12 protein-coding genes are annotated in these 17,408 nt (G+C 33.8%); 3 read left to right on the forward strand and 9 right to left on the reverse strand.

Annotated features, from left to right (window positions below):
• Positions 1-92 precede the first annotated feature (92 nt).
• From prfB to EC396_RS16780, 3 genes are all read left to right on the forward strand, one after another.
• Positions 93-1,199 (forward strand): peptide chain release factor 2, encoded by a 1,107-nt coding sequence (gene prfB, locus EC396_RS16770; RefSeq protein WP_129368011.1) that lies wholly within the window; start codon positions 93-95, stop codon positions 1,197-1,199.
• Positions 1,199-1,819 (forward strand): HAD family phosphatase, encoded by a 621-nt coding sequence (locus EC396_RS16775; protein WP_129368012.1) that lies wholly within the window; start codon positions 1,199-1,201, stop codon positions 1,817-1,819. Before prfB ends, EC396_RS16775 begins: the two co-directional genes overlap by 1 nt.
• 145 nt (positions 1,820-1,964) lie before the next feature.
• On the forward strand, positions 1,965-4,355 hold the full coding sequence (locus tag EC396_RS16780; RefSeq protein WP_129368013.1) for a TonB-dependent receptor domain-containing protein: 2,391 nt from the start codon (positions 1,965-1,967) through the stop codon (positions 4,353-4,355).
• A gap of 1,147 nt (positions 4,356-5,502) precedes the next feature.
• On the opposite strand, the gene arsC is transcribed toward EC396_RS16780, so the two are convergent.
• From arsC to EC396_RS18315, 9 genes are all read right to left on the reverse strand, one after another.
• Positions 5,503-5,844 carry an arsenate reductase (glutaredoxin) gene (gene arsC / locus EC396_RS16785; RefSeq protein WP_129368014.1) on the reverse strand — a complete coding sequence of 114 codons (342 nt, stop codon included), beginning with the start codon at positions 5,842-5,844 and terminating at the stop codon, positions 5,503-5,505.
• Positions 5,845-5,917: 73 nt separating this feature from the next.
• Positions 5,918-7,303 carry an exopolysaccharide biosynthesis polyprenyl glycosylphosphotransferase gene (locus EC396_RS16790; protein WP_129368015.1) on the reverse strand — a complete coding sequence of 462 codons (1,386 nt, stop codon included), beginning with the start codon at positions 7,301-7,303 and terminating at the stop codon, positions 5,918-5,920.
• 110 nt (positions 7,304-7,413) lie between these two features.
• Positions 7,414-8,163, reverse strand: coding sequence for a glycosyltransferase family 2 protein (locus EC396_RS16795; protein ID WP_129368016.1), 750 nt, complete (start codon positions 8,161-8,163; stop codon positions 7,414-7,416).
• The gene (locus EC396_RS16800; RefSeq protein WP_240665764.1) at positions 8,164-9,468 is read right to left on the reverse strand and encodes a phenylacetate--CoA ligase family protein; all 1,305 of its coding nucleotides are present in this window, start codon (positions 9,466-9,468) and stop codon (positions 8,164-8,166) included. It lies immediately after the preceding gene.
• On the reverse strand, positions 9,447-10,451 hold the full coding sequence (locus tag EC396_RS16805) for a glycosyltransferase family 4 protein (protein WP_240665766.1): 1,005 nt from the start codon (positions 10,449-10,451) through the stop codon (positions 9,447-9,449). Before EC396_RS16805 ends, EC396_RS16800 begins: the two co-directional genes overlap by 22 nt.
• Complete coding sequence (locus EC396_RS16810; RefSeq protein WP_129368017.1) at positions 10,448-11,797, reverse strand: O-antigen ligase; 1,350 nt, start codon at positions 11,795-11,797, stop codon at positions 10,448-10,450. Before EC396_RS16810 ends, EC396_RS16805 begins: the two co-directional genes overlap by 4 nt.
• Positions 11,787-12,875: a glycosyltransferase gene (locus tag EC396_RS16815; protein WP_129368018.1), complete on the reverse strand. Its 1,089-nt coding sequence runs from the start codon at positions 12,873-12,875 to the stop codon at positions 11,787-11,789. Before EC396_RS16815 ends, EC396_RS16810 begins: the two co-directional genes overlap by 11 nt.
• A gap of 569 nt (positions 12,876-13,444) precedes the next feature.
• Positions 13,445-13,735, reverse strand: coding sequence for a GIY-YIG nuclease family protein (locus EC396_RS16820; protein WP_129368019.1), 291 nt, complete (start codon positions 13,733-13,735; stop codon positions 13,445-13,447).
• A gap of 818 nt (positions 13,736-14,553) precedes the next feature.
• Positions 14,554-17,408: glycosyltransferase family 4 protein (locus tag EC396_RS18315; RefSeq protein WP_164975339.1), on the reverse strand; the 2,855-nt coding region annotated here is incomplete at its 5' end.

Raw genomic sequence — 17,408 nt, forward strand, 5'->3', positions numbered from 1 at the left:
CTAGTAAATTACAAGGATTAAAATGAATGAAACTGAATTAATTTAGTAAATATTAAAATGAAAAGTTATTTTTGTACCACTTAAAAAAATAAATGATTTCAAACGAGCACATATTAAAATTACAATCGCGTATAGCGCACTTAAAAACTTATCTTGATATTGATAGAAAGTTGATTGAAATTTCTAATGAAGAAGAAAAAACGGTCAATCCAGATTTTTGGAACAATCCGAGAGAAGCTGAATTATTTATGAAAGAATTGAGATCCAAAAAAAAATGGGTCGATGATTACAATCTTATTGCTTCAAATTTTGAAGAAACAAGCATACTTTTAGATTTTTTTGCTGAAGGCGAAGCTTCCGAAGAAGAAGTAGAAAAAGCATACAACAACACGATTCTTTTGGTTGAAAATCTTGAATTTAGAAATATGCTTTCTGAAGAAGGCGACAATTTAAGTGCTGTACTTCAAATTACAGCTGGTGCTGGTGGTACAGAAAGTTGCGATTGGGCAGAAATGCTGATGCGTATGTATTTAATGTGGAGTCAAAAACAAGGTTTTAAAGTAAAAGAACTGAACTTTCAGGCTGGTGATGTAGCTGGTATTAAAACAGTTACCATTGAAATAGAAGGCGAATTTGCTTTTGGCTATTTAAAAGGCGAAAATGGCGTACACCGATTGGTGCGTATTTCTCCGTTCGATAGCAATGCTAAAAGACACACTTCTTTTGCTTCTGTTTACGTGTATCCATTGGTTGATGACAGCATCGAAATCAATATAAATCCGGCTGATGTAGAAATTATAACTTCACGATCAAGTGGTGCTGGTGGACAAAATGTGAACAAAGTTGAAACCAAAGTTCAACTAACACACAAACCTACAGGAATCCAAATTGCCTGTTCTGAAACACGTTCGCAACACGAAAACAGAGACCGGGCTATGCAAATGCTAAAATCCCAACTCTACGAAATTGAGTTAAAAAGTCAAATGGAAGCCAGAAGTGATATTGAAGCAGGTAAAATGAAAATTGATTTTGGTTCTCAAATTAGAAACTACGTTATGCACCCGTATAAATTGGTGAAAGATGTTAGAACCGCTTTTGAAACTGGCAATGTAGACGCTGTTATGGACGGAGAAATTGACGGATTTTTAAAGGCTTATTTAATGCAACAAGGACAAAAAGAAGATAAAAACCAACTGTAATGAAACAACAAATTGACACCATTATTTTTGACTTAGGAGGCGTTTTGGTAGACTGGAAACCTGAATATGTTTATAGAAAGGCTTTTAACGGCGATGAAGAAAAAGTACAATGGTTTTTAAAAAATGTGTGTACACCCGATTGGAATATGGAGCAAGATGCGGGCAGAACAATTGCAAAAGGCAATGCTGTTAAAATAGCAGAATTTCCTGAGTACGAACACTATATCAAACTTTTTTATGGTGAATGGACTGATATGCTTTCTGGTGCAATTGAAGAAAATCTACAATTGTTTAAACAATTAAAAGCTTCAGGAAATTATAAAATATATGCCCTTACCAATTGGAGTGCCGAAAAATGGGATATTGCAGTTCAATTATTTCCATTTTTTAACGACTTTGATGGTGTGGTTGTTTCAGGAATCGAAAAAACAAGAAAACCATATCCTCAAATTTACAACATCCTTTTAAATCGATTTGCTATTACACCTGAAAAATCAATTTTTATAGACGATAATAAGGACAATATTTTAGCTTCAAAAGCATTAAAAATAAATGGCATACACTTTCAAAACCATCAACAGTTAATTGAAGATTTAAAAGCATTTCAATTAAATTATTAATTCAAAATACCCGCAAAAACAACAAACGGTAGATTATTTCAAACAAATAGTTGTCAATTAACAATATTTTACATATTTTCGTTCTTTAAAATAGTCAAAATATAAGTTAAACAATTACACAGAGAGTCTAAATTTTGTTTTTAATATGAGAAAACTCATTTTATTATTAACAATTTTGCCCATTTCGTTTTTTGCCCAAAATAGTACAACCCCCACTTATACGATTTCTGGAAAAATCATAGATGCTACCACAAAAGCGCCCTTAGAATATGCTACGGTCATTTTTAAAAGTATCGATTCAACAAAAAATATTGCTGGGGAAATTACAAACCAACGGGGAAATTTTTCCATTGAAGTTAAAAATGGCACCTACAATTTAGCCATTGATTTTGTTTCCTATATTTCCAAAATAGTAGCCATCACCGTTAACAATAAAAGCATCAATATTGGCAATATTGAACTTGAAAACGACACCGAATCTTTAGATGAAATTTTGATTAACGGAAAAGTTGAAGCATTTAAAATTACCCAAAACAAGCAGGTGTACAATGTTTCTAAAGATTTTTCGGCAAATGGCGTTTCAGCAACACAAATTTTAAACAATATACCCTCAGTTTCTGAAGGTGCCGATGGTGAATTAACTATACGCGGACAAGGCAATGTAACTGTTTTAATTGACGGTAAAATATCTTCGCTTTCAAAAGCTGATGCCTTAAAATCACTTCCTGCAGGATCAATTGATAAAATTGAAGTAATTTCAAACCCAGGTGCAAGCTATAGAGCTTCTGCAACCGGAATTATAAATATCATCTTAAAAAAGGGTAAAAACCACGGTTTAAACAGTTCAATAACCGGATCAGGAGGTTATAAAGATATTTATGGCGGACTGTTTAATATGAATTACAAATCTAAAAGCATCAATATTTTTAGTACTTTAAGTTATGCGCACAGTGCTAAAAACAATTTAATTGCCATTAAAAATGAATATTATAACAACAATATTACAACAGGTTTTTTAGACGAAAACAGCGAAGTTAATAGTCCGTCAAACGATTATATGGCCATTGTTGGTGCAGAATTTTATTTATCGCACAAAAGTACATTAACTGCAACTGCTAAATACGACAACATCAACAGAAAGCAACTAACAAACACCAATTCTAAATTTTACGACGCTTCAAATAACTTTATTTCTGAAAATATTGGTTTAAACGATACCGGATTTAAAGATGAAATTTTTGAATATACGCTAGATTTTAAAAAACATTTTAACAAAGAAGGTCAAGAAATCTCAACATACATCACTTATTCTAACGACAACGAACATTTTTTATATGATTTCTCAAATTCAAACCCTTCTTTTAAAGATGAAACCTATACGGAAGAAAACACTTTAGAAAATCTTGAATTTAGTTTTAAATACAAACATCCTTTTAGTGAAACTTCAGGAATGGAAATTGGCTATTTAGGTACTTTTGGAAAAACGCCTTTTATACAAACAAAAGCGCAAATTGATGAAAAAATTACTTATACCGATTATATTCACGGGGTATTTTTAGAATATGAAAAGTCGTGGAATTCATTTTACCTTGGCGTAGGTTTACGTGCAGAGTTTACAGCACTAAATACCAATTTTAACAATTTAAATACGGAACAAAAAAATACTTTCAACGATTTATTTCCCGCTATTTATGCTGAATACAATTTAAACGATTCAAATAGTTTAAGTCTGAGTTATTCTCGTACAATTCAACGTCCTGGCTACAATGAATTGCGACCATTTGAGATAAAAATAAGTGAAACTACCTCTTATATTGGAAATATCAATTTACAACCTGTAGACATCAATTCGAGCAATTTTTCATATAACTATTATGGTAACAAATTAACATTAATAAGTTCGTTGTATTGGAATAATTACGAAAATATCATTCAACCAATTTCATTTGAAACAAACGAAAACAGTGTTATTGGGATCCCTAAAATTGTAACCACATTTATAAATGTTGGAGCTATTGATATGTATGGTTTATCTTTAACCGCTAATTTAGACGTCACAAAATGGCTGGATTTTTCGGGAAGTGCCAATGTTTATGAAATAATAGACACCGGAATTTATAAATACACCAACGATGCTAATGAAATTATTGAAAAAGATTTTTCAAACTCCGATTTAAGTGGCAATTTTAACTTATTAAGCAAAGTCAAAATCCCTAAAGTTTTTGATTTTCAATTTAATATCATCAACTCTTTGGCCTTAACATCTGCATTTTCTAACCGGATTGGAAATACCTATGCAACTGCATCAATCAACAAAGATTTATTTAACAACAATGCTTCCTTAAGTTTGGCTGTTGATGATATTTTTAATTCGAAGGTAAGAAACAAAACCTGGTACGAAACCAACTATACTTCTAACAGAATTAAGAGTCAACAGTTTCAAACCGTGGTACTTTCTTTTACTTATAGATTCAACCAAGACAAACAAAGTAAAAGTATCAATTTTGATAAAAAACAAAAAACACCTCAGATTTAGTAGTTGAAAGTTATAAGTTTTAAGTCAAAAGTTAGTATTCAGTAGCAGTTTTCAGTAGCAGTTCTAAGTTTTAGGTTTTAGGTCGGTATTAATTAATCATTCATTTTTCATTATTAACTTTTCATTATTAATTATTAACCAACCAAACCGTCATTGACTCCGTCGAATCTTCGATTTCTCGCGTATGCGGGAATCTGTTGCTGTAAGAACTAAAAAAGTATCTTTGAACTAAACAAAACACTCCCCTAGCCCCTCTCAAGAGGGGAATGGATTTGAACCTAAGGACAAACTGATTTCCAGTCAATACTTCGAATTAGCTTAGCAAAGGGCTGAAAATGACGTATTAAATCCCTCCTTGAGAAGGGCAGGGAGGTGTATTTTGAAACAAAATGGCAATAATTAAAGTATTCAGTATCTTGTAATAATCATTCATTTTTCATTATTAACCAACCAAACCGTCATCCTCGCGTATGCGGGGATCTGTTGCTGTAAGTACTAAAAAGCATGTTTTGTCATTTCGATTGCAATGAGAAATCACATAAAATTGAGCATTGGGTGTGGTTCCTCCTTCGTCGGAATGACAAATGATAAATTGAATTAAGTTTTAATTATTGAGTTTTAAGTGGGTATTCAACATCTTGCTTTTGGTGGCTGAGCGTAGTCGAAGCCATTATTTGGATGAACTACAATTTTATATTTACAATTATCTTTCTTGTTCTTTTTTTACTCACTTTTTTTTATTGTTTTTTATGTGTTCGTGATGTGCTTCGCAGTTCCATTGATGATCCTTCGACTGCGCTCAGGAGAACCAAAAAAATCTAGTCTGATGTTATTTTTCTATAAAATTATAAAATCCTTTTATCCATCACGCCCAGACCGCTGCGCTCTTTGGACGCTGCTACGCCCAACGCTAAAGAATTTGATATTTTATAACGAAAAATCCCATAGGACGGGGGTATTATCAATACAAAAGCCTAAAGCTAATAGCAAATAAAGTCCAAAGCCAATAGCCAGTATTCAGTAACAGTATCCAGAAGCTTACAACCAACAGATTTCCAGTCAAGCTTGAAAGTTGAAAGTCGAAAGCTGAAAGTTCTAAGTTTTAACTTAAAAAACTAGTATTCAGTAACAGATTCTTTTTGTAAGATTACAAAATTGTTTCAATCAATTCTGGAGGTCTACCTACAACTGCTTTGTTATTATTTACAACTATTGGTCGTTCTATCAATTTAGGATTTGCAACCATCGCTTTAATAATTTCATCGTTGCTTAAGTCCTTACCTTTGAAATTTTCTTTCCAAATAGCTTCATTTTTTCGTACCAAATCTATGGGTGCAATGGCCAATAATTTTACAATTTCTTTTAATTCCTTTTCAGAAACAGGATTTTCTAGGTAATTAACAACTTCAAAATCAAGTCCTGAATTGTTTAATATTTCTAAACCTTGTCTGCTCTTACTACAACGTGGATTGTGATAAATTTTCATAATATTGTTGGTTGTTTTTATGCTTCTGACTTTCGACTTTCGACTTTAGACTTCTAACTTTAGACTTTCGACCAATTTACGTTCCTCTAAAAAATAAAACAGTACTAATTGTTTTAATCACTATTTTAAAGTCTAGCATTAAATTTCGTTCTTTAATATAATACAAATCAAACCATAATTTTTCTTGCTGATCTTTAACTGTACCAGCATATGGATGCATTACCTGCGCCCAACCAGTTAAGCCTGGCTTAACTACGTGTCTTAAACCATAATAAGGTATTTCTTCCTCAAGCTTATAAACAAATTCAGGGCGTTCAGGGCGGGGACCAATCAAACTCATTTCACCTTTAAAAACATTTATAAACTGAGGTACTTCATCCAATCTAGATTTTCTCAAAATTCTTCCAAAAGGTGTAATTCTAACATCTCCCTTTTGAGCCCAAACAGCTCCATTATTTTCTGCATTAGAAACCATTGATCTAAATTTTATAATTTTAAATTCAACAGCATGTTTTCCAACCCTCTTTTGGGTATAAAACAATGGACCTCTATTCCCAATTAAATTCAGTAAAAAAATAAAAGGTACAAATACCACCAAGAATGTTATGCCAAATACCGACAAGATAATATCAATAATTCTACGAAATGCCAGATATAAATTGTTTTGATGGCTTTGACTAAAATAAAAATAATTGTAAAAATTACCAACCAATTGATTTTCAGAGATTTTAAACAATTCATTTTCTAAAAACAAATCTGCACTTTTAATACTTACTCCTTTTTCAAAAGAGGCTATTAATTGTGCATTCAATTTTTTTGCATTTTGATTGTTGATTGTCGAGCAAATCAAGATTTCATTGATGGCTTTTTCTTTTATCAAACTTTCAATATTTACATTTTCAATAGCAGTATAATTAAGCAAAGGATATTTAGTCAATTGATTGTTAGATACATAACCCACAAAATGATTTGCCTTGTTAAATGTAACTTTGGTAAGTACCTGATCAATACTGTTGGCATCTCCAATAAGCAGTATGTTTTTTAAAAAAATAGGCGCAAAAATAAATTGAATATAAATCAACCTATTTAGTAAAACAGACATAAAAATAGTGAAAGAAAAATAAACTATTTGCAATCTGTTGTCTGGTAAATTGGGTGATATTTTTGGCGTAAAAACATAAAAAAGAGTTGTAAAAAAAACTGTTATTACCAAACTTCTAAAAGTTGAATATCGATCACTGGCAACTTTTAAATCGAATAACTCAAATACCTCTCCAAAAAAATAATAATAAACAACTAAAACCAGTAACCAAATAAACAAATAGTGATTGTTAAAATTAAAATACTCAAAATCAAAAACATAACTAAAAATTGAAAGTCCAGTTATGATAAAAACAACATCTAAAGCGCGCAAATACACCTTACGCTCAGAGATTGAAAAATGAAATTGATCTTTAGACATTCATCTAATATTAACAACTAATGATTAAAAAAATCAAATTTATAGTATTTTTTAACACTTCAACAACAATTTTAGGTAAAGTTTTGCAACAGTTATTGTTAATAAACTTACTAATTGGCATATTTTATAAAACCATAAATCATCCATAAAACAAAGTAATAAGCAGATTTAAACACCGATAATTTTTCTACCTTTCTATAAAATTGCCATTGATGTTTCAATAAGTTTAACTTATTTCTAGAATGTGAGTTTTCTCGAATTCGATAAATAGCCAAAGGGGTTTGATTGCCAATTGCATATGGTATTTTTTTTAAATAACTCAACCACAACCCCATATCTTGTCTATACCGCACATTAGGCATATACAATTTCCCCAGTTTTTCAATATTTATAAATGCCGTTAAACAACTTATCGAATTTGTTTTTAAAATATCAGCATAAGTAACTTTTAAAGGAACAATAAAATCGCGGTATTTAGGCTGTAAGTTTTCATCATAACGATGATAAGAAGCAAAAACAAACCCTTCAGATTTCTTAACAAAACTTAAGGAGGTCTTCAAAAATTCTGGTAACCAAATATCATCTGAATCTATAAATGTCATAAAATTGCCTTTTGCAAGTTCAATTCCTTTATTTCTACATTTAGCAGGGCCTTGATTGATGGCTGATTTAAACAATTTAATCCTTGAATCTAATTTACAGTAAGATTCAATAATTTCAATCGATTTATCTTTAGAACCATCATCAATAATATACCACTCCCAATTTCTATACGATTGATTGCGCACACTTTGTATGGTAGCTTCAATAAATTTTTCGCAATTGTAATTGGGTGTTATAATAGAAATCAATGGCTGCATTTAAGATAGGTTTGAAATAAAACTTTGTGTTTTCTTATTTTTTGATTCGTCACTTTCTAATTCTTCAACAGTATAAATCATATCATTTTTAAAATATTTTTCAATTTCCTGTTGAAGTATTTTTAAATTGTTAGCTGTTAGTTCTTGTTCAACTTTAAAAATAAGCTGTCCTTTTACTTTTTGATGCACCTGATATGTTAAAGGCAATCCGTTTTTTGCTAAATTTTTAAAAATATAGTAAAAATACAAACTCGGATATCGCTGTTTTATACCAAAAACCTCAACACCTACCCTACCTGTTACCTCTTCTAAAATTGGATGCTGCATACCACAAGTACATTTTTTTTCTTTGGAAGCTAATTTGATATAATCGCCCAAACGGTATCTGATAATGGGAAAAGAGCGCATTTGTAAATTGGTCACTATAATTTCATTGTTTTCTTCTTCAACCAACACACCTTCCATATTGATGTGCATATTGCCTTGTTTGCATTCAAAAGCAATAATACCTGTTTCTGCCGCACCGTATTCACTGATCATTTTTAACCCAAAAGCCTGTTTTACCTCGCGTTGATAGCTTTCATAAATTTTTTCTGAAGTCCCTTTAATCATTTTTAATTTAGGAAATCCTTGTAAATTATTGGCATTTACAAACTTTGCCAAACCGTATATCATAGAAGAATAGCCGTGAACATAGGTGGTATTTTTCATTTTTTTTGTAAAAACTTTCAACTCATTTTGTTGAAAACTAAACAATCTAAATCTATTTTGAAGGCTGTCTAAAAAGTAGGTATTTACTTTTGAAAGTCGGTCAAAATTAAATCCCCAAAAGTAGCCATTGCTTTCCCAAGGTTTTACATTGTACCAGGAATACCCTCTAAAAATACTGGCTCTATTAAAAGAATCCGCACTTTCTTCCCGTTTAAATTTCAAAGATGCTCCTGAACTTCCAGAAGTATTCGCCTTAAAAATTTTATCGAAATTGATTTGAGTATGCAACTTATTGTTATGAATTAACAAGTCGTTTTTTGAAATAACGGGTAGCTTTTTAATTGCATCAAGCGATTGTATTTCATTGATAGCTACTCCATGTACATCAAATAAATGTTTGTAAAATTCTGAATATTGATAAGCTGCATTTAACAAATCCTTTAATTGCTGCAATTGGTAAGCTTCTAGTTGATCAATAGACCAACCTTCTGATTTTTTCAAAAACAGATACCATCCTTTTAGCGAAGGATTTCGAAAATGCTGTCCTATTTTAAATACCAACTTTGCCAACATTATTTCAAAATTTGTTCCCATTGTTGCTGTACTATTGCTACATCAAAATTCTCAACCATTTTTCTGGCATTTTGCGACATTTCAAGGGCTTTTATTGGTGCTTCCAACAAACTTATCAGCTGCTTTACCATTTGATCTGCATCGTCTTTTTCAACCAACAAACCATTTACAGTATCTTCAATCAAATAAGGAATACCTCCCACATTGGTTGAAACCACAGGCAAACCCAATGCCATTGCTTCTACAATACTTACTGGGGTATTGTCTATATTGGTGGTATTGATAAATAGATCAAACTCTGCTGCCTTTGCAATCCAGTTTTCTTTAGACAAATAGCCTGTAAACACTAAAGCATCTTCCAAATTTAAATCTTTTGCTAATTTTTTAACATCCTCTAAAGAACCATCTTTATCTGGACCAATCATACACAAACACGCATTGGGAAAGCGCAACTTTAACTTTGCCAATACCAAAACCGCCAATTGCGGATTGTAAATTTTATCAAAAGCTCGTACCCACAATAATTTTGGCCGAAGTACTGCTCTTGTTGTAAAAGGATAATTGTTTATTTGAATTGCATTGGGAATAAATTGTGTTTTAAACCCTTTTTGCTGAAACTCATTTAACAAATACTTTGAAGGTGCTATATTGACATCCGCATTTTTAAAAACCATTGCTGCCAATTTGGGCGTTTTTTTTAACCTGTTTGGTAAATTACCACCGTGTAATATGGGTATGTACGGAATTGCTAAAAGACGTGCAATTTGTGACACCACCAAAGCATAATAAAAATTAAAAGTACTGTAGGTATCTATCAAAATATAGTTGGCATTGTCGTTTTTTAAAACACCCCAACACATGGAAATCAACCTTAAAAAAATATTTTTTTTACTGGAATATACCCATACTTTAAAACCTGCTTTTTTTAACAAATCACACATCAATACCAAAGTAGTAGGATTGGTTGTTTTTAAATTGTTCCCTATGTACACTATTTTTTTCAATCTGCTAGTTGTTCTACTTCCTCATGTTCATAAAAGGTAATTTGCATCAAGCTTAAGCCATAAATAAATGCTGGAAAAGCGATCCGCATTGCTGAGTGGTTGATGGTTAAAAACCAAAACAACAAAAAAGCACTTAAAAATGCCCTTGCCAAATATGGCTGCGTTAAAATATGTTTTACCGGAATTACAATTAATATAAAAAGTATCACCAATCCAATCATCCCATGTTCACTCAACAACCTGCTTACCTCATTGTGTGAAGCCGCAACAATACCTTCCTCCTCCAATCTTTCATATTTAGAACCTCCAACACCAATACCAAAAAAAGGATTTTCATAAAAATTATCCAGTTCACTTTTAAAAAGATCTATCCTACCTGTACTTATATCTGCTTTTTCAATACCCCGTGCATTTTTATTGGTATACCTGTTAATCAGCATACCTCCTGTAGCATCAGCAGTATAAACAATCAGTACAATTCCAAACAATGCAACAAAGCCTGCATATCTAACAAACTGTTTCAATTTGTCTCTTCTGGCCATCATATAAAAAAACATAAATGCCAATAAAGCAAATACTGCTGTCAAAATACCACCGCGCGAAAATGTAATTAAACCTCTATACACAAGGTACATCAATAAAATGGCATCAAATACAAACAAAGGGAAAATCCGTTTTTCAAAAAAAAGATGCACTGCAATAATAAAAATACCCAAACCTAAAATGGTCGCTACCTGATTGGGTCCAAAGCCACCTGAAGCTACAAAATTAGCAGAACCACCAAAAGCGATTTGTTTTAAATCTGGTGTTTTAAAATACAACAAACTTAGCATGGAAATAACAGGTAAGACCATTACAAATAGCATATTCAATACCGTTTCAATAGACAATTTCCGATGGTAAAAATAAATGGCTGATAAGCCCAATAAAATAGGGCCACTTAAATTAAAAGCTATGGCCTTACGTATCGATTCATTAAAAGGAATATCTATAAAAGCAATCCCTATCAATAACAACAACATATAAAAAACATAACTTACAGAAACATGGTGTCTTTTATTTTCCACATACAAACCTGTCAACAAAAATAGAAATACCGAATATTTTGGCAGTTCATGGAATATCATCCCGCCCGACATCCTAAACAACACTTCTGCACCTACCATATAGGCAGCCCAGTAAATGGCCTGATTTTTATCGTTTTGTGATTTGACAATTGCTCTAAAACCTATCAAAACAATTAAAATCGAATATACCTTGCTAATAAAACCCGACAACAATAAGACGCCCAATGCCAAATGAAACAGGGCCAATAAAGTATGTTGCGTGGCATTTTTAAAATTCATTGTTATAGATTAACCTTAGTTGTTTTATATAATCTTTGGATCCATATTTTTTTTCAACATTGCTTTGGAGTGCTAAACCATACAATGCAGTCTTTTCTTTGTTTTCAATCAACATTAACAATGCTTCTGAAAGGGCTACTTCATTGCTTTTTGGTACTATCAAACCATGTTGTTGATGCACTACCACCTTGCTACATTCACCTACATCTGTTACAACCACGGGTAGTTTTGCCAACCCATATTCCAACAATGAAACGGGCAAACCTTCAGACAAAGATGCCAAAACACCTATATTAGCCTGTTTTAAAATAGCATTTGTATCTGTACAAGATCCGTACAAAAATACATGATTCTGTAAGTTTTGTGACTTTATAAAGTCTTTTATTTTAGTTGCATAGGCATCGGCTAAATCCATTCCAACCAAATGCAAAGTACAATCGTTGTATTTTTTGTGGACTAACAAAAAAGCTTTTAATAAATTTAAATGGTCTTTTTGAGGTCGTAAATTTGCCAAACATACCAACCGCTTCCCTTCAACACCTTTTAAAATTGTTTTTACTTTTTGGTTGGTATCAAAGTTTGCAAAATTTTGTAAATATACAATCTGCTTAGATTTCAACTGTTTTTTATTCCAATTTAACAATAATGAATTTACGCATATAACCCCACTAAAATAATGAGATATCAACACCAATGGAAACTTTTTTCTGAGGTGTAAATTTTCACTCATCCCAAAATGATCGTGCCAAATCAGTTTTGTATTAGGATTGCGCATTTTCATTAAAAAGCCCATAAAATAAGATGAAGAATGTGCGTGGATTGTTGTGATTTTATGTTTTCTAATAAAATGATTTAACTTTTTGATTGCTTTAAAATCGATGATTTTTGTTTTATTCAAGTATAAATAACCAACATTTGAAGCTATTTTAGCTTTTAAATCGCCCTCTTTTCTTGTTGCACATAAATAGGAAGCTATACCATCTGCCGCTAAAGCATTGGCTATGTTTACAGCCATCATCTCTGCACCTCCCGGGTTTAAAGAATCTATGAGTTGTATTACTTTGAGGTTGTTGTTCATGGATTTAGTTATGTCGAACTTGATTGAAAGTCTGTTAATTTTAGCATTCAGTATATTTTCTTTCTAAAGATTGAGATTCCGCATCAAGTGCGGAATGATGTTTATTTTAATTTTTCGTCATCTCGGACCTGATCCGAGATCTGTTACATTGGAATACAATTGTATTTTAAATCCTCTGTTAAAGATTCCCAGTCAATACTTCGACTTCTCTCTGCACAGGGCTGGGAATGACGTTCGATTTCAAATCATGAGATTCCGCATCAAGTGCGGAATGACGTGTGCTTCTTCCTTCCCGTCATCTCGGACCTGATCCGAGATCTGTACATTGGAATACAATTGTATTTTAAATCCTTTGTTAAAGATTCCCAGTCAATACTTCGACTTCTCTCTGCACAGGGCTGGGAATGACGTTCGATTTCAAATCATGAGATTCCGCATCAAGTGCGGAATGACGTGTGCTTCTTCCTTCCCGTCATCTCGGACCTGATCCGAGATCTGTTACATTGGAATACAATTGTATTTTTAAATCCTTTGTTAAAGATTCCCAGTCAAGCTGGGAATGACACACGTTATAATTTTAAATCTTCGTACAAATCTAATAAATTTGGATTCATTAATTTAATCAAATCCCATTTCCATTCTTTATTCCATTTTTTTAATTGTTTCTCCCTTAATATAGCTTCTTTTATATCAGTAAAAACTTCATAATATAATAAATCACTAACATTATATTTTTTTGTAAATGAAGACCCATTTCCCTTTTTATGATTTTCGATTCTTTCTATCAAATTTGAAGTAACTCCAATATACAATAGGGTTCTATTTTTATTACTTACTATATAAATATAACTTTCCTTCATACTTCAATATTAAAATTTTGAATTCCTAATTTACAGATTCCCAGTCAAGCTGGGAATGACGTATCTTTTGAACCGTCATTGACTCCGTCGAATCTTCGATCTCTCGCGTATGTGGGGATCTGTTGCTGTAAGTACTAAAATTATCTTTCTTGTTCTTTTCCATTGATGAAAAGAACCAAAAATCTAGTCTGATTTAATTTTTCTGCAAGCCTACTTAAAAAATATTACCCACCATTTCCAGACCGCTGCGCTCTTTGGAAAACCCGCCATCCAGCGCTATATTTTTTAATTGTTTGCAACGAAAAATTAAATAGGACAGTTTTCAAAACGACAATTTACTTTTGAAGGAACTCTTTTTGTAAGAATAGTGCAGCCAAAGCTCAGAGATTCAGTGACTGTAAGGAGCGCTGAGTTTGGCAAACGGTGCTTGCAATTCCTACAAGGCTGGAGTGTTAAAAAATGTTTGAGAAACATTTTAACGATCAGGCCGGGGTGCGCAAGGGCTTCTTTGGTTGTCCAACGCGCCATCTAGCTCCATCGCTAAAAACAGTTACCAACTGTTTTCTGAACGCTCGGCCCTGGGCAGACAATTGCGCAGCACATCACGAATTCATTATACAATAAAAAATGGATGAGTAAAGAAATGAACAAAAAGCATCTTTTGAACTACACAATATACTGATTCCCAGTCAAGCTGGGAATGACGTGTGCTTCTTCCTTCCCTTCATCTCGGACCTGATCCGAGATCTGTTACATTGGAATACAATTGCACTTTGAACTCCTTTGTGAAAGATTCCGCATCAAGTGCGGAATGACGTTTATAACAACTTCCCTATCTCCTCTTCAAACTTTTCTAAAGTATATTGCCTAGACCAATCCATTGCTTTTTGTGCCTGCTCTTTATAGATAGACGGATTTTGTAAATAGGTTTCGATTGCTGAAATAATTTCATTTGCATCGGCATTTACAATACTGCCTCGTTTGCCAAAATCCAACATAGATGGTATACAAGACACGCTACTAGTAATAGGAACACAAGCCCAAAACATAGCTTCTGCCACCACTTTTGGCCAACCTTCAGATTTTGATACAAACACCAAAAAATGTGCTTTTTGATAAGCTTCTTTTACAATTTCTTTTGAAGTATTTCCATGTAAAACTACTACATCTTCTAAGGCATTGTCCAATATATAATCAGCTATTTTAGTACGTTCAATACCATCACCATACATATCTAATTGTACAGCATAGCCTTTCTTTTTTAACTTGTGAACAACCTGAACGCTTAATAATGGTTGCTTTCCGGGGGTTAAACCTCCTACGTAGATGAGTTTTAGATTCGTTGGTTGAGACCCTTCGACAGGCTCAGGGTGACGTTGTGTATTGTCAGTCTGAGCTTGTCGAAGACTTTTCTCATTCTTCTCTATATCATGAGATTCCGCATCAGGTGCGGAATGACGTTCTTTAGGCTCAGGGTGACATTTACTACTGTCATTGCGAGGAGGCTTTCGACTCCACTCAAGACAGGTTGGCGACGTGGCAATCTCATCATTTCCTTCCACATCATGAGATCCCCAGTCAAGCTGAGGATGAAGTTCTTCAGGCTTAGGGTGACATTCAGTATTGTCAGTCTGAGCTTGTCGAAGACTTTTTGCTTTTTCATCTATTTCAACCTCTTCCATTTCATCTTGTGAATAACTCGCTGTAAAAAACGGCATGATATTGCTACTTTGATTTGGCCATTCACCATATACCAATACTTTGCAATTTCTGGTTAAAAAAGTATTGCTTACCATCCATTTTTGCAGTTTGTAACTATAGGGTTGCTTGCTTTGGGGATCCCAATTGCCTGCATATTTTACCGTTTTGGGTTTGTTAGGAAATAATACCTGCACAAAACATCCCAACAAGCCTATATTACCAGGGCAACGCAGGTGAATATGATCTGCCCACTGCATGGCTTTGTATATTTGATATATAATGAAAGGGATTTTAAAAATAGCTTTTACTGTATTTTTTAATGAGGTGATGTCAATTGAAGGTATTTTAGTGAGTTGGATTTTTCTTGTTTCGTCATGCTGAACTTGATTACTCACCAATCTTTTTTTAATGCTGTGTTCGTGAATCTTCGATTTCAGCAGCTCATCATTGCTTTTCATATCATGAGACCCTTCGACAGGCTCAGGGTGACATTGAGTGTTGTCAGTCTGAGCTTGTCGAGGACTTTTTACATTTTTCTCTATATCATGAGATTCCGCATCAGGTGCGGAATGACGGTTGGCTGAGACAGACATAGGGTGACATTGCGTTTCGTCATGCTGAACTTGATTACTCACCAATCTTTTTTTAATGCTGTGTTCGTGAATCTTCGATTTCAGCAGCTCATCATTGCTTTTCATATCATGAGACCCTTCGACAGGCTCAGGGTGACATTGAGTGTTGTCAGTCTGAGCTTGTCGAGGACTTTTTACATTTTTCTCTATATCATGAGATTCCGCATCAGGTGCGGAATGACGGTTGGCTGAGACAGACATAGGGTGACATTGCGTTTCGTCATGCTGAACTTGATTACTCACCAATCTTTTTTTAATGCTGTGTTCGTGAATCTTCGATTTCAGCAGCTCATCATTGCTTTTCATATCATGAGACCCTTCGACAGGCTCAGGGTGACATTGAGTGTTGTCAGTCTGAGCTTGTCGAGGACTTTTTACATTTTTCTCTATATCATGAGATTCCGCATCAGGTGCGGAATGACGGTTGGCTGAGACAGACATAGGGTGACATTGCGTTTCGTCATGCTGAACTTGATTACTCACCAATCTTTTTTTAATGCTGTGTTCGTGAATCTTCGATTTCAGCAGCTCATCATTGCTTTTCATATCATGAGACCCTTCGACAGGCTCAGGGTGACATTGAGTGTTGTCAGTCTGAGCTTGTCGAGGACTTTTTACATTTTTCTCTATATCATGAGATTCCGCATCAGGTGCGGAATGACGGTTGGCTGAGACAGACATAGGGTGACATTGCGTTTCGTCATGCTGAACTTGATTACTCACCAATCTTTTTTTAATGCTGTGTTCGTGAATCTTCGATTTCAGCAGCTCATCATTGCTTTTCATATCATGAGACCCTTCGACAGGCTCAGGGTGACATTGAGTGTTGTCAGTCTGAGCTTGTCGAGGACTTTTTACATTTTTCTCTATATCATGAGATTCCGCATCAGGTGCGGAATGACGGTTGGCTGAGACAGACATAGGGTGACATTGCGTTTCGTCATGCTGAACTTGATTACTCACCAATCTTTTTTTAATGCTGTGTTCGTGAATCTTCGATTTCAGCAGCTCATCATTGCTTTTCATATCATGAGACCCTTCGACAGGCTCAGGGTGACATTGAGTGTTGTCAGTCTGAGCTTGTCGAGGACTTTTTACATTTTTCTCTATATCATGAGATTCCGCATCAGGTGCGGAATGACGGTTGGCTGAGACAGACATAGGGTGACATTGCGTTTCGTCATGCTGAACTTGATTACTCACCAATCTTTTTTTAATGCTGTGTTCGTGAATCTTCGATTTCAGCAGCTCATCATTGCTTTTCATATCATGAGACCCTTCGACAGGCTCAGGGTGACATTGAGTGTTGTCAGTCTGAGCTTGTCGAGGACTTTTTACAT

It is taken from the genome of Lutibacter sp. HS1-25, from assembly GCF_004121075.1.
Lineage (GTDB): Bacteria > Bacteroidota > Bacteroidia > Flavobacteriales > Flavobacteriaceae > Lutibacter.

Bases quoted from the DNA above. Each gene is read 5' to 3' on its own strand.
- prfB (WP_129368011.1), top strand. From the start codon at position 93: ATGATTTCAAACGAGCACATATTAAAATTACAATCGCGTATAGCGCAC.
- EC396_RS16775 (WP_129368012.1), top strand. From the start codon at position 1,199: ATGAAACAACAAATTGACACCATTATTTTTGACTTAGGAGGCGTTTTG.
- EC396_RS16780 (WP_129368013.1), top strand. From the start codon at position 1,965: ATGAGAAAACTCATTTTATTATTAACAATTTTGCCCATTTCGTTTTTT.
- EC396_RS16790 (WP_129368015.1), bottom strand. From the start codon at position 7,303: ATGTCTAAAGATCAATTTCATTTTTCAATCTCTGAGCGTAAGGTGTAT.
- EC396_RS16795 (WP_129368016.1), bottom strand. From the start codon at position 8,163: ATGCAGCCATTGATTTCTATTATAACACCCAATTACAATTGCGAAAAA.
- EC396_RS16800 (WP_240665764.1), bottom strand. From the start codon at position 9,468: ATGGGAACAAATTTTGAAATAATGTTGGCAAAGTTGGTATTTAAAATA.
- EC396_RS16810 (WP_129368017.1), bottom strand. From the start codon at position 11,797: ATGAATTTTAAAAATGCCACGCAACATACTTTATTGGCCCTGTTTCAT.
- EC396_RS16815 (WP_129368018.1), bottom strand. From the start codon at position 12,875: ATGAACAACAACCTCAAAGTAATACAACTCATAGATTCTTTAAACCCG.
- EC396_RS16820 (WP_129368019.1), bottom strand. From the start codon at position 13,735: ATGAAGGAAAGTTATATTTATATAGTAAGTAATAAAAATAGAACCCTA.